At 43.0% G+C, this 13,699-nt stretch carries 8 protein-coding genes and 1 riboswitch; of the genes, 4 read left to right on the top strand and 4 right to left on the bottom strand.

Annotated features, from left to right (window positions below; translation table 11 throughout):
* Nucleotides 1-72: 72 nt before the first annotated feature.
* The 3 genes from AB5916_RS08540 to AB5916_RS08550 all read right to left on the bottom strand — a co-directional run bounded on the left by AB5916_RS08540 (nt 73) and on the right by AB5916_RS08550 (nt 1,835).
* Nucleotides 73-639, bottom strand: coding sequence for a flavodoxin family protein (locus AB5916_RS08540; RefSeq protein WP_368190316.1), 567 nt, complete (start codon nt 637-639; stop codon nt 73-75).
* A 53-nt stretch (nt 640-692) separates the two neighbouring features.
* Nucleotides 693-1,169: a COG2426 family protein gene (locus tag AB5916_RS08545; protein WP_368190318.1), complete on the bottom strand. Its 477-nt coding sequence runs from the start codon at nt 1,167-1,169 to the stop codon at nt 693-695.
* Between the two features lie 129 nt (nt 1,170-1,298).
* Nucleotides 1,299-1,835 (bottom strand): TetR/AcrR family transcriptional regulator, encoded by a 537-nt coding sequence (locus tag AB5916_RS08550; protein WP_173727689.1) that lies wholly within the window; start codon nt 1,833-1,835, stop codon nt 1,299-1,301.
* Between the two features lie 303 nt (nt 1,836-2,138).
* On the opposite strand from AB5916_RS08550, the gene AB5916_RS08555 reads away from it, so the two are divergent.
* Together AB5916_RS08555 and AB5916_RS08560 are read left to right on the top strand one after the other, a co-directional pair.
* On the top strand, nt 2,139-3,026 hold the full coding sequence (locus AB5916_RS08555) for a DegV family protein (protein WP_368190320.1): 888 nt from the start codon (nt 2,139-2,141) through the stop codon (nt 3,024-3,026).
* A 92-nt stretch (nt 3,027-3,118) separates the two neighbouring features.
* A riboswitch (cobalamin riboswitch) is annotated at nt 3,119-3,309 on the top strand.
* Nucleotides 3,310-3,627: 318 nt separating this feature from the next.
* A complete protein-coding gene (locus tag AB5916_RS08560; RefSeq protein ID WP_368190322.1) occupies nt 3,628-7,773 on the top strand; it encodes an Ig-like domain-containing protein in 4,146 nt (1,381 codons plus the stop codon).
* 87 nt (nt 7,774-7,860) lie between these two features.
* Here the strand turns inward: AB5916_RS08560 and AB5916_RS08565 are convergent, their stop codons facing one another.
* Nucleotides 7,861-8,445, bottom strand: a complete 585-nt coding sequence (locus AB5916_RS08565; RefSeq protein WP_368190324.1) for a manganese efflux pump MntP family protein — start codon at nt 8,443-8,445, stop codon at nt 7,861-7,863.
* Between the two features lie 371 nt (nt 8,446-8,816).
* Here AB5916_RS08565 and feoB point away from each other — a divergent pair, with 371 nt between their 5' ends.
* Both feoB and AB5916_RS08575 read left to right on the top strand, forming a co-directional pair.
* On the top strand, nt 8,817-11,162 hold the full coding sequence (feoB, locus tag AB5916_RS08570; RefSeq protein ID WP_368190325.1) for a ferrous iron transport protein B: 2,346 nt from the start codon (nt 8,817-8,819) through the stop codon (nt 11,160-11,162).
* A gap of 99 nt (nt 11,163-11,261) precedes the next feature.
* Nucleotides 11,262-13,346, top strand: a complete 2,085-nt coding sequence (locus tag AB5916_RS08575; RefSeq protein ID WP_368190327.1) for an RND family transporter — start codon at nt 11,262-11,264, stop codon at nt 13,344-13,346.
* The last annotated feature ends 353 nt before the right edge of the window (nt 13,347-13,699 follow it).

Below are 13,699 nucleotides of genomic sequence, written 5' to 3' on the forward strand. Positions count from 1 at the left end.
AGGTTGTGTGCATACAACATTCCCTTTTTTCAAATACCTGGTATATGGATCTTTGCTGATATGCAGATCACATTATCGGATAAAGTTGGTCATTATCTTCTTTTCTGTTTCCGGGTGGTGGATCCCTGCTTTTTTGCCTGCCTCAATACAATTTAAAAGCCAGGTCATATTCTGACCCAGATTACGCATGATCTGAAGACCTTCTGCATCTTTACGTACTTCATCCGGGGTATTGCCGTGAACCATAGGCCAATAATTGGAAGAAACCACTGGCATTTGGTGATAGGAGAAATATTTCAGCAGTACGTCCAGGGTAGCGGTGGTGCCGGCTCTTCTGGCAGATGCAACAGCTGCAGCAGGCTTGAACAGCAGATCTTTGCCTGCAAGGGAGCAAAGCTTATCCATAAACTGGATGATCTGTCCGCTTGGGGAAGCCCAATATACTGGGGAGCCAACTACAAGTCCATCGGATTCTTTTAATTTCTGAGCAGCAGCTTTTACGTTTTCCTGGGAAGGATCTCCAGCCTGGAAAATCTCTGTTTCAATGCCATTTGCATTTAAAACGTCGGCTACTTCACAAAGTGCGGTGTAAGTACAGCCTTCTTTTCTTGGACTGCCATTTAAAAGTAAAACTTTCATTTGTGATACATCCTTTCTTATATATAGTAGCAAAATATTTATAGTCTCTGTTCTTAACTGAAAATAGCACCTGCAGCACCAAACAGACCGGCACTGGCAGCACCCATGATCACACTTGCAATCAATACACCCAGCATAACTGCCAGAATACTGGATTTAAAATCCATGTCAAGAAGACTGGCTGCAAGGGTACCGGTCCATGCACCTGTACCAGGAAGTGGGATGCCTACGAAAAGCATAAGCGCAATAAAAAGTCCTCTTCCAGCTTTTTCCTGAAGCTTTTTCCCGCCTTTTTCACCTTTTTCAAGGCAAAAAGTGAAAAACTTACCGATCACTGGTTTATCCTTTCCCCAGATCAGGATCTTACGGGCAAACAGATAAATAAATGGCACAGGAAGCATGTTCCCGATAATTGCAATGATGTAGGATGGCACAAGAGGAAGACCAAATCCAACAGCATAAGGAATGGCACCTCGAAGCTCGATCAGGGGAAGCATGGAAATCAGAAACACAATAAGATAATTTTTCATGGAAATCTCCTTTTTATAATATTTTCTGCCAAAGATCTGTGTGGCAGCAGTCTTTTCCTTTATGATTATCTGACCGCTATTATACGCCAGGGACAGTGAATTTTCAAGTGAAAAGGGGCAGGATCAGCCTTATGTGTCTGCGAATACAAGGCGAAGTGCCTTTGCCATTTCTTCAGGAGATTCTCTGGCACCACCCAAAGACCAGTGGATGTAGGAATTGTAAAGTGCACCGCTGAAAGCATGAAGTCTGTAAATATGGTCCAGGCTGTCATCCTCTTTCTTCCAGCGATACATCACATATTGATCAATGGCATTCAGGAAAAGGTGACCATATCCGCATTTGAAAAGATTGTCCAGAAATTCATGGTGTTTTTTAACGTAGGTAAAATAATGGGTCAGATTGGATACATCATAGTAATTTCCCTTAATGGGAAGGGCTTGGATATCTTTATCATAGAAGATCAGGGCATCCTCCAGGTAGGCCTCAAAAATATCTTCCTTGGAAGAGTAATTCCGGTAATAGGTCATTCTGGAAACACCAGCTTTCTTGGTAAGTTCGGAAACCGTGATGGAAGAAAAACTCTTTTCTTTCAGAAGCTGACTAAGGGCAGCTGCAATACACTTCCGCGCTAATAAGTTGGATGGGTTCTTTTTATGGATATTCATGAACAAATCTCCTTACATTGTCACAGTTTGAAAAAAAGAATTGAATCTTTATTTGGAAAGTGTTACAATTCGTCACATGTGATTATTTGTAATCAAAAGCCAGCACCGAAGGTGTTTTGGAATGCATTTTCCTGATAGGTAATTGCAAGGTACTGAACGGTTAGGATTATTTTGATTATATCGAATGCAGGAAAATTTGCAAGATGTTAGATGAGAAGTTAAACCTAATGATAACTTACTCCTTAGAGAAGAGTAGTCTTCCTGGTGGAGAGAGCAGAAGGGTTTTGGAAGGGAGCTTAAGGTATGAAAACTGCCGTAATGACAGACAGTAACAGCGGTATCACTAAAGAAGAAGCAGACAGGCTGGGGATATTTTTACTTCCTATGCCGGTGATCATTGACGAACAAACATATTATGAAGGAATCAATCTGGAGCAACGCTTTTTTTATGAAAGTCTTATAGAAGGTCATGATGTATCTACATCCCAGCCTTCCCCTGGTGATGTGATGGATATGTGGAAGCAGATCCTGTCTAAGGGCTATGATGAGATCATCCATATTCCCATGTCCAGTGGTTTAAGCAGTTCCTGTGCTACTGCCATTGGACTTGCAGAGGATTTTCAGGGAAAGGTACAGGTAGCAGATAACCATCGTATTTCTGTTACTATGCGTATTGCTGTAATGGAAGCACTGCATATGGCAAACGAGGGCAGATCTGCCAGAGAGATCCGTGAGGATCTGGAAAAAAGAGCCTATGATTCCAGCATTTTTCTTGCAGTTGATGATCTGAAATATCTGAAAAAGGGAGGCAGGATCACGCCTGCAGCTGCTGCTCTTGGTACTGTGTTTCATATCAAGCCGGTACTTACGATTCAGGGAGAGAAGCTGGATGCCTTTGCCAAAACACGAGGCATGAAGAAGGCAAAAGCCATCATGCTGAAGGCACTGAAAGAGGATCTGGAAAAACGTTTTCCAGGGATCGATCCTAAATATGTAAGGATCGGGGCAGCAGGGTCAGGTCTGAGTCTGGAAGAGTCCAGAGAATGGCAGGCTATGCTCCAGGAGATGTTCCCTGAGGTACAGGTTTATTACGATCATTTGTCCTTCAGTGTAGGTAGCCACACCGGCCCGGGAGTATACGGTATGGGATTCAGCATTGTACAGGATCCATCCATTGTTTACAAAGTGTAAATGTAATTACTTACACTTTAATTGATCATAGATTTATGTATAAAATTTGGTTTTATGACTTGATTTTTGGTTAGAAGTTGCTATCATATGAGATGAATATATATGTTTTCAGTGCCTACGCAGATTAACTGTGAAGGGTAAAAGAGAATCAGGTGGAAATCCTGAGCGATCCGGTCACTGTAAGCAGGGAGCAATGCCAGTAAATCCATTGGACGACAGTCTGAGAAGGGGGCAAAGCGATGAACTGCAAGCCAGGAAACCTGCTGGAAATATCCGATGAAAAGCTTCCGATGAAAGCACTTTCACCCAAATAATCAGATCAAAAGGTGGCAGGGGGATTTTTATGCGCCCTGGTACAAGTATTTTTGTATTGCAATAAATCCCCTATTGCAGCTTAAATACCACAGAGAAAGATTAAGGATTGAAGGAAGTCTGTTTTCAAATGAAAGCAGGCTTTTTTGTGTGTAAGAGGAGATTACTTTGTAATGTTCCTATTTCACTAAAATTCCACGCAAAGCACAGAAACGTGTATATCCGATGTAAGCGGACTCCTGCCTCTACAAGCAGCGAGTACCTAATTTTATCAAAGGAGGAAGTAGCAATGAGGAAAAAGTCAAATGCTCTTTTAGCACTTTTGCTAACAGGAGCAATGACCGTAACATCTATATCTCCTGCATTTGCAGCAGAGGAATTTTCAGCAGATGCAGAGGCACAGAATGTTCTGGATATTCAGGATGTGGACGAGGAGGAATCTGACGCTGATGTTTCAGATGTGCAGGGTCAAGATGACCTGGGCGAAGTGGAGGATGTATTTACCAGCGGTGAAGAACCTTCTGATCCGGATACCGGGGATGCGTCTTTCGAGTTGACAGATGGTAATACAGAGGAATATGTACAGGATGACCTTCTGCTGGCTGCCAGTTCTGCAGAAAAATATCAGGACGGAACCTATACTCCAGAATCCTTTACTTTCCAAGGCGGTTCAGGAAAAGTTACGATTACCTGCCCGAAGGTGACCATTACAAGAGGAAAAGTAACTGCAACAGTGGTTTTTTCCAGCAGCAGCTATAATAAACTGGTTGTAGATGGAGATGAGTATCTGCCGGTTTCAGGTACAGAATATACAGGATCTGTTTTTCAGGTTCCTGCAGTTCTCAACCAGGATATGGAGATCACAGGAACTACTGTGGCAATGACAGCTGCTCATGATATTACTTATACCATTCATATTAAGCTGAATGTGCCTATGGTAACGCCAGCTCCGGACAGACTGGAGGATGGTACCTACCAGGCAGCTGTAAAGGCAGATAGCGGATTTCCGGCAGAAGCCTGCACCCTGCTTGTAAAGGATGGAGAGATTGATGCAGTTGTCACACTGAAAAACGGGGATTATGACAGACTGTATGTGGGGGATGCACTGGATGCAGTCAATGAAAAGGATGATAAGCTGATCGCTTACAGACCATCGGAGGATGGTACAAAGCATATTTTCTGGCCGTTGGCGGTAGATAAACTGGATACCCTGTTCCAGGTAGCTGCCCGAAAAACAGATAAAACCTGGACAGACCATTATGTGAAGATCCTTTCTTCTTCAGTAACCAAGGTAAGCGATGAAGTTCAGGCACCGGACCAGGCTGCTGAGGCTGCAAAATTCCTTTACAGGAATTATGTGGATGATGTGATTTCAACAACAGGCGGAGTTACAAAAGATGGAAGCACCTATCATGTTGCATATTACAATAGCTACAAGAGTGCTGTTTCTGGCATCAGCCTAAAAAGACCAAGTGCAAAAGAGTATAAGAGCGGATGGTTCTTCTCAGACTGGAGCATTTTTAAATCTACTGTTAAACAGCAGCCAGCAAAATCCCAGACGTATTCTCTGGATACATCAAAGAGAACCCAGGAGCAGCAGGTAACTGCCACGCTGAAGCTGTATGACCCTTCTGTGGAGGATGCAGCCATCAATGATAACAGTGCACAGCCTCTGGCTGAGTACACCTACAGGCTTGTGTTTGCAGCAAAACCCGATACCTGTCAGGTGACTTTCCGCGCAGTAAACAGTAAGACTGGTGAGGTGATTCCGGAAGCTCAGATCACAGTCACAAACAATACCACCAAGGAAGAAGTGACAGGTACAGAAGGCATCTATCAGCTGAAATCCGGACAGAAATATACTGTTCAGGCACAAAGCGAAGGCTATATTGCAGCAGGCACAAAGGGGGATGCTGCTGCAAAGCAGACTTCCTTTACTGCTGCCTTTGATGAAACAGTTGATCTTTCCCTGACTGCAGAGGCAGACAGCAAGCATAAGGTTACCTTTAAGATCGTAGATGCAGAAGGCAAGGAAGTTCCGGATGCAGTGCTTACAGTAACAAATGAAACTCCTGCAGAGGATGGAAGCTATACCTTATGGGATAATTGCACTTATTTTTATGGAGTAACTGCAGAAGGCTATCAGGTAGTAAGATCAAAATTTATCAAACCTTTGGAGGATCAGGAGATTGTTGTAACCCTTACAGCACTGAAAAACTACCAGGCTTCTATTAAGATCCGGGCAAAATCCGGACATCTGGCAGTTGTAAATCCAAAGGTTCTGTCTGTTACCTATAAGAAAAACGGAGAGACATTTACTGTGGAGCCATCAGAGGACGGTACCTATCCGATGGTGGAAACTGTGGCATATACTTATACATTTGCTGCTGACAACTATCAGAGTGCAACCGCAAACTGGACGGCAGCCGGAACAGAAGGTCCGGTTGAACTGGAAGGTGTGTTAAGCAAGGAAACTGAAAAAGCCCTTCTTGAGGATGCCATTGCAACTGCAAAGGAGCTTTCTGATGAAATGACAGAAGGGGATGGTGCCGGACAGTGGGCAGCAGGAAGTAAAGAAACACTGGATGCAGCCATTCAAGCGGCTGAAGAAGTATATACAAAGGAAAATGCGGCAGACGATGATTATGAAAATGCAAAGGATGCTCTTCAGTCGGTTGTATCAGGCCTTAGCCAGAATGAAAATGCAGAGAGCATAAATATTACAGTTTTTGTAAATAAGAATCCAGGGGAAGCGCCTGTAAAAATGGCTATGAACGTAACAGCAGATGATGCTTCTAAGGTGACGCCTACCGATTCTAAAAGAAAAGATAATTACAACAAGTCAAGTGATATGGAAAAACGTGCAACCGTGATCGATGCACTGGTTGATCTGCATAAGGAACTGTTTGGAGAGGAATATATTGCAAATCCAACCCAATATCTGATGTGCGGAAGCAGAGGCGCCGGTACAGGCTTCCTTTTGGGACAGAAGAGCTTTAAAAACTTTGTTGGATTCCGTGTAAATGGAAAATATGTGGCAAGTGATCCAAGAATGTGCAGGCTGAAAGAAGGAGATGTGCTTTCCGTTTTTTCAGCAACAACGGTGGCAAATCCAGCATACCTGCAGTTTGAACAGCAGGAGATCACGGTAAACCAGAATGAGGAATTTACTCTTACTCTTACCGGCGATTCCTATTACATGGATAAAGATATCAGCAGAACAGTAGGTAAGAATGAATTTACACCTGCAGAAGGGTATGATATCACACTTGCAAATGCTGAAACAGGCGAAGAAGTAACAGGTGAAGCAAAAACAGATGCACAGGGTAAGGTAAGCTTTAAGATCGGCACACCTGGTACCTATGTGATAAAAACAGTTACAAATGAAAATGTGGAAAGCATTGTGCTGCCTTATGCACAGATCCAGGTTAAGGAAAAAGCACCGGTAATTCTGGAAGACGGTACATACCTTGTAAAGGTGATCAATAACAACAAAATGTTTAATGTGATCAATAATAGCTGTGTCCTTAAAGTGGAAAACGGAAAGATGATAGCAGAGATTTCTCTTCACGGAAAAGGCTATGATTACATGTATGCAGGAACAAAAGAGGAGGCAGCGGCAGCTGGTGAGGCTGCATGGTCTCACTATTATGAAAAAGAAATTGCAGTGAATAACGGAGATAAGGTTGAAATGGGACCATGGTATACCTATTCTCTGGCTGTTTCAGCACTGGATCAGGAAATCGCTTATTCCTCTCATAATACCAGGGACAGCAAATGGTTTGACCGTCAGCTTACTTTCCTTACAGAAGGTATCCAGAAGATCGATACTCCGCAGCCGACTCCAACCGCCACACCAACACCAACAGTAGAGCCTACTGCTGCGCCACAGCCTACTGCAGTACCGCAGCCAACAGAGGCACCAAAGCCTGTAACTGTAGCAGCCAAGAAACTGACGGTCAATACATCCACCATGTATCTGAAAGTCAAGAAATCAGATACCATTGGCGTGATCGTTGCACCATCCAATACAACGGATAAGGTAACATATAAGTCCTCCAAAAAATCTGTTGCAACTGTTGATAAAAACGGAAAAGTAACCGCTAAAAAAGCAGGAAAAGCTGTGATCACAGTAAAAGCAGGAAAGCTTACCAAGAAGGTTACGGTTATTGTTGGAAAATATGCAAAGAAAGTTACAAAGCTGAAATTTGCAAAGAAATCAATGACTTTGAAAAAGGGCAGTATGCAGTTCCTGAAGGTAACTGTGAAACCAAAGAAAGCCACTACAGATCTGAAATGGAAGTCTTCTAATACCAAGGTTGTTACTGTTGATAAGAATGGAAAAGTAACTGCTAAAAAAGCAGGAACTGCCTGGATCACAGTCCGTGGCGATGGGAAGAAAGCATCTATTAAGATTAAAGTAAAATTAAAATAAAATCAAAATAAAAGATCAAAGAAATCATCTGAAATAGTAAAACCCCTGGAGCCTGATATATCCTATCGGCTCCAGGGATTTTACGTTCTAAAACATATTGCTGAGGAAGATCTCCACACCTATGGCGATCAGGATGATGCCGCCAAGTATCTCTGCTTTTCCGGCAAGCTTTGTACCGAATTTCTTACCAAGCTTCAGACCGCCCATACAGATCATGAATGTGACGGCAGCGATGATCAGGGAACAGACCAGTGCCATGACCCAGCCATAATCGGAAATGGTAAAGCCAACAGAAAGTGCATCAATGGAAGTAGCTACACCTTGAACCAGCAAAGCCTTAAGGCCAACTCCGGTATGGGGATGCTCAGAATCATCTGGCCGTATACCACTGATCAGAAGCTGCCCTCCAATGATCACCAGAAGGATCAAAGCAATCCAGGGAATAAATTTACGGAAAGACTGGAAGTAATTGGCAATTGTGTGTACGCAGATCCATCCGGTCATAGGCATCAGAGCCTGAAAGCCTGCGAATACACCGGCTATGGTAAGCATTTTGCCAGGCTTCATGTCCGGCTCTGCCAGACCATTGGCAAGGGAAACAGAAAAGGCATCCATGGCCAGTCCGACTCCCAGCAGTACGCTGTTAAAAACAAATAGTAAATTCCATTCCATATCAGTATCTCCTTTGTTTAATGATAGATTTACTCATAAAAAATCCCATATACAGTGCAAAAGTTGTATATGGGTAAAATAACACTCCCTCACAGGAATTAATTGTATCCATACCATAGCAAAAAAGATGAGAGCTGTCAATTATTTTTATCAATAAAGGACACGCCACGATATGAGCATAAAAATGGGATGTTAATCCCGCAATATGCGAATAGAGGGAAGGATTGTGGGAGTGCAAAGCACGGAACAATCCGTGTAATCATGATTTTGGCAAAAGAAGAAATGGATGTAGTTGACAAATGGTTTGATGGGACTTACACTAAAAACTGCAAATGATAAAAATTATCAAGTATGAAAAGAGGAAATGCAATATGACATTAAAGGACTTACCTATTGGAAAAACAGCTACTGTACAGTCCGTAGGAGGAGATGGGGCTTTACGACAGCATTTTCTGGATATGGGCCTGATACCACAGGCTGACGTTACCATGGTGAAATATGCTCCCATGGGAGATCCTGTGGAATTAAGGATACATAGCTATGAATTAACCTTGCGTCTGGCAGATGCACAGAAGATCATTGTGGAAAATGTACGGGATGCAAAAGCTGCACCGCCTAATAAACGAAAGAAAGCGATTCCTCACCCCGGACTTGGGGAAGGTGGAAAGTTTCACAGCAAAAAAGAAGAAACACCGCTTCCTGAAGGGGAGAAGCTGACCTTTGCCCTTGTGGGTAACCAGAACTGCGGAAAAACAACTTTATTTAATCAGCTGACAGGTTCTAATCAGCATGTGGGCAATTTTCCAGGGGTGACAGTTGACCGTAAGGATGGTGTGATCCGTGGAAATGAGAATACACTTGTGACGGATCTTCCAGGAATTTATTCCATGTCCCCTTATTCCAGTGAGGAGATCGTAACAAGAAATTTTGTGTTGGATGAGCATCCAAAAGGAATCATCAATATTGTAGATGCAACCAACATAGAGCGAAATCTTTATCTTACCATGCAGCTGATGGAGTTAAATATTCCTATGGTGCTTGCACTGAATATGATGGATGAAGTAAGGGAAAATGGGGGTTCCATACTTGTGAACCAGATGGAGGAAATGCTGGGAATTCCGGTAGTGCCCATCTCAGCGGCCAAGAATGAAGGAATCAATGAATTGATCAGCCATGCTATCCATGTGGCAAAGTATCAGGAACGGCCAAGACGGATGGATTTTTGTGATGCAAATGAAGATGGCGGTGCTGTACACAGATGCCTGCATTCAGTCATGCATCTGATCGAAGATCATGCGGAACGGACACAAATCCCCCTTCGTTTTGCAGCAAGCAAGCTGGCTGAGGGAGACCCGATCATACTGGAAAGACTGCAGCTTGATGAAAATGAAAAAGATGCTCTTGAGCATATTGTTTCACAGATGGAAAGTGAAAGAGGGCTGGACAGGGCAGCAGCGATCGCACATATGCGCTTTGACTTTATAGAAAATGTATGTGATGAGACGGTTGTAAGACCCAGGGAGAGTAAAGAACACTTAAGAAGTGAAAAAATAGACAGGATACTTACCGGAAAATATACTGCACTTCCCTGCTTTGCCGGTATCATGGGGCTGGTGTTCTGGCTCACCTTTGGTGTGATCGGCAAAGGACTGTCCGATCTTCTGGATATGGGTATTACCAGTTTAACAACTATGGTAGATCATGGACTTGAGGCATGGAATGTTAATAAGGTGCTTCATTCTTTGATCATTGACGGCATATTTAATGGTGTTGGAAGTGTTTTAAGCTTTCTTCCGATCATTGTCACTTTGTTTTTGTTTTTATCATTGCTTGAAGATAGCGGATATATGGCAAGGGTTGCTTTTGTTATGGATAAGCTTCTTCGTAAGATTGGGCTTTCCGGGCGAAGCATTGTGCCTATGCTGATCGGATTTGGATGTACGGTTCCAGGTGTAATGGCCAGCAGAACACTTCCCTCAGAACGAGACAGGAAGATGACCATATTGCTTACGCCTTTTATGAGTTGTTCTGCAAAGCTTCCGATTTATGCTTTTTTTGCAGCTGCTTTTTTCAAACAGTACGCCGCACTTGTAATGATCCTTTTGTATTTTGGGGGTATTTTTATAGGAATCATTATGGCGCTGCTTTTTGGGAAAACCATGTTCAAAGGAGAAGCGGTTCCTTTTGTAATGGAACTTCCTAACTACCGGATGCCAGGAGCTAAGAATGTAGGCCATCTTCTTTGGGACAAAGCCAAGGATTTTCTTCAGAGAGCTTTCACAGTTATTTTTGTTGCAACCATTGTGATCTGGTTTTTACAGACCTTTGATCTGCACCTGAACCTGGTAACAGACTCCAGAAACAGTATTCTGGCTGTGGTTTCTGGCTATATTGCACCATTGTTTGCACCTCTCGGATTTGGGGACTGGAGGATTTCAACCGCATTGATCACAGGCTTTATGGCAAAGGAAAGTGTGGTATCTACGCTGTCTGTGCTGTTTGGTAAAACAGCATCTCTGGCTGAGATACTGAATCCGCTGGGAGCAGCCAGTCTGCTTGTTTTCTGCCTTTTGTATACGCCATGTGTGGCTGCCATAGCCTCTATTAAAAGGGAATTGGGAACACGATGGGCAGCAGGAGTTGTGGTTGGACAGTGTGTGATCGCATGGATTGTGGCTTTTGTTGTAAGAATGATTGGAATTGCCATTGGATTTTAAAAAAATGACTATTTTTCATTTTTTAAAAAAATAATATTGACTATTGGTCATTTTGCGCTATACTATTCAACGAAGAAAATCGTTAAGGAGATGACATAAATGGTCAAAGTAGGAAAGTGGATAGCCAAACATAAAGTACTTGTTCTGCTGATCGGGCTGTTGCTTGTATTCCCGTCTATGATCGGAATTGCGAAGACAAGGGTCAACTACGACCTGCTCAGTTATCTGCCGGAGACACTGGAGACAGTGAAGGGGCAGGATATCATGGTGGATGAATTCGGAATGGGTGCTTTTTCCATGGTAGTTGTGGAAAACATGGAGATGAAGGATATTCAGAAACTGGAAGATGAATTCAGTCAGGTAGAGCATGTGAAAGATGTTCTCTGGTATGATGATGTGGCAGATATCAGCCTGCCGGTGGAGATGATTCCTCAGGATCTTAGAGAAGCCTTTTTCAAGGGAGACGCAACCATGATGCTGGTGTTGTTTGATAATACCACATCATCGGATGAGGCCATGGATGCACTGACAGAGCTTCGGAAGCTTGCCAATAAGCAGTGCTTTATCAGTGGTATGACAGGTGTTGTTACGGATATTAAGAATATTGCCATGAAGGAACTGCCGATCTACGTGGTGATCGCAGCTGTGCTTAGTTTGGTGGTATTGGAGCTTACATCCGGATCCTTTGTGGTTCCGTTCCTGTTCCTGCTTAGTATCGGGCTTGCTATTTTGTATAACCTGGGAAGCAATATCATTTTTGGAGAAACTTCCTATATTACACAGGCACTGACAGCTGTCCTTCAGCTTGGTGTAACAATGGATTATTCTATTTTCCTTCTAAACAGTTATGAGGAAAATAAAAAGAGATTTCCGGAAGATAAGAATCGTGCCATGGGTCATGCCATTGCCAATACCTTCAAGTCTGTAGCCGGAAGCTCTGTAACTACAGTGGCAGGCTTTATAGCCCTGTGTGTTATGACCTTTGCCCTGGGCCGTGATCTGGGTATTGTTATGGCAAAGGGCGTTGTGATCGGTGTTATCTGCTGTGTGACTATTCTTCCTGCCCTGGTGCTTTTCTTTGATAAGCCAATTGAGAAGACACAGCATAAGCTTTTGCTGGCAAAGATGGATAAGCCGTCTGCATTTATTACAAAGCATTATAAAGCATGGATCCTGGTATTTCTGGTGCTTTTATTACCTGCAATTTACGGAAACAATCATACAAAGATTTATTACAATATTGCTGAATCCCTTCCAGCTACATTGGACAGCAATGTGGCTAACGATGAGCTGAAGAATGTTTTTGACATGAGTAATATCCATATGATCATGATGGATAAGAACATGGATTCCAAAGAAAAACAGAAAATGCTGAATGAAATCGATCAAGTGGATGGTGTGAAGTGGAGCATCAGCATGAATTCCCTGATCGGTCCTACCATACCGGATTCTATGATCCCTGAAGATATTAAGAAAATCTTCAAGGGAAAAGATTATGAGCTTGCATTTATCTGCTCCGAATATGGTTCTGCTACAGATGAGGTAAATGCACAGATCAAAGCCATTGACAAGATCGTGAAAAGTTATGACAAGAGTGGTATGGTGATCGGAGAGGCACCTCTTATGAAAGACCTTCAGGATACTACAGATGCAGACCTGGTAAGGGTAAATGTAATCTCTATTGGAGCTATTTTCCTGATCATTATGTTCCTGTTTAAGTCCATTTCCCTGCCAATCATTTTGGTAGCAGTGATCGAATTTGCTATTATGATCAATATGGCGATTCCGTTCTACCAGGGCGTCAGCCTTCCGTTTGTGGCAAGTATTGTGATCGGTGCGATTCAGCTGGGAGCTACAGTTGACTATGCGATCCTGATGACCACCCGTTATCAGAGGGAACGTCAGCGTGGTAAGGACAAAATGGAATCCATCAGCATCGCTCATAAGACCAGCATGCCGTCTATCATCAGCAGTGGACTGAGCTTCTTTGCTGCCACCTTTGGAGTATCCTGTTATTCTCAGGTTGAGATGATCGGGTCTATCTGCACACTGCTTGCACGTGGAGCCATTATTAGTATGATCGTTGTTCTGTTTGTTCTGCCGGCTATGTTTATGATCTTTGATAAGCTGATCTGCAAAACATCTATCGGATTTCTTGGTGACAGAAAAGCAGCAGTAAAGTAACATCATAATATATACAATTTATATCAGCTGGGAGTCAATCCCCCAGCTGATATAGCCTCCGGCAGGATTGCAGAGGTGCGCAGGAGAAGTATGTCATGCAATTGCATGACGCGCACCTCGCAGCAAGAATGCCTCGGCATTCTTGAAAACCGGGAGCTGTCTGGTAAGATATACTGTGGCAGTTCCCATTTTTTTTATTGAACAACAGACATGGAATATGTATAATGATTACTGTTCACAGGAATTTATAAACTGTTGTTCACAAGCTGATTTATGTGAATAGAAATACGTATCATATGGTTCGTAAGACAGGAAAGCATAAGATTTTGCCGGAACATGAAGGGATAGATAGA

Origin of the sequence: Blautia sp. 1033sp1_1033st1_G9_1033SCRN_220408, from assembly GCF_040929965.1 — a bacterium.
Lineage (GTDB): Bacteria > Bacillota > Clostridia > Lachnospirales > Lachnospiraceae > Blautia_A > Blautia_A ammoniilytica.

Bases quoted from the DNA above. Each gene is read 5' to 3' on its own strand.
- AB5916_RS08540 (WP_368190316.1), bottom strand. From the start codon at position 639: ATGAAAGTTTTACTTTTAAATGGCAGTCCAAGAAAAGAAGGCTGTACT.
- AB5916_RS08545 (WP_368190318.1), bottom strand. From the start codon at position 1,169: ATGAAAAATTATCTTATTGTGTTTCTGATTTCCATGCTTCCCCTGATC.
- AB5916_RS08550 (WP_173727689.1), bottom strand. From the start codon at position 1,835: ATGAATATCCATAAAAAGAACCCATCCAACTTATTAGCGCGGAAGTGT.
- AB5916_RS08555 (WP_368190320.1), top strand. From the start codon at position 2,139: ATGAAAACTGCCGTAATGACAGACAGTAACAGCGGTATCACTAAAGAA.
- AB5916_RS08560 (WP_368190322.1), top strand. From the start codon at position 3,628: ATGAGGAAAAAGTCAAATGCTCTTTTAGCACTTTTGCTAACAGGAGCA.
- AB5916_RS08565 (WP_368190324.1), bottom strand. From the start codon at position 8,445: ATGGAATGGAATTTACTATTTGTTTTTAACAGCGTACTGCTGGGAGTC.
- feoB (WP_368190325.1), top strand. From the start codon at position 8,817: ATGACATTAAAGGACTTACCTATTGGAAAAACAGCTACTGTACAGTCC.
- AB5916_RS08575 (WP_368190327.1), top strand. From the start codon at position 11,262: ATGGTCAAAGTAGGAAAGTGGATAGCCAAACATAAAGTACTTGTTCTG.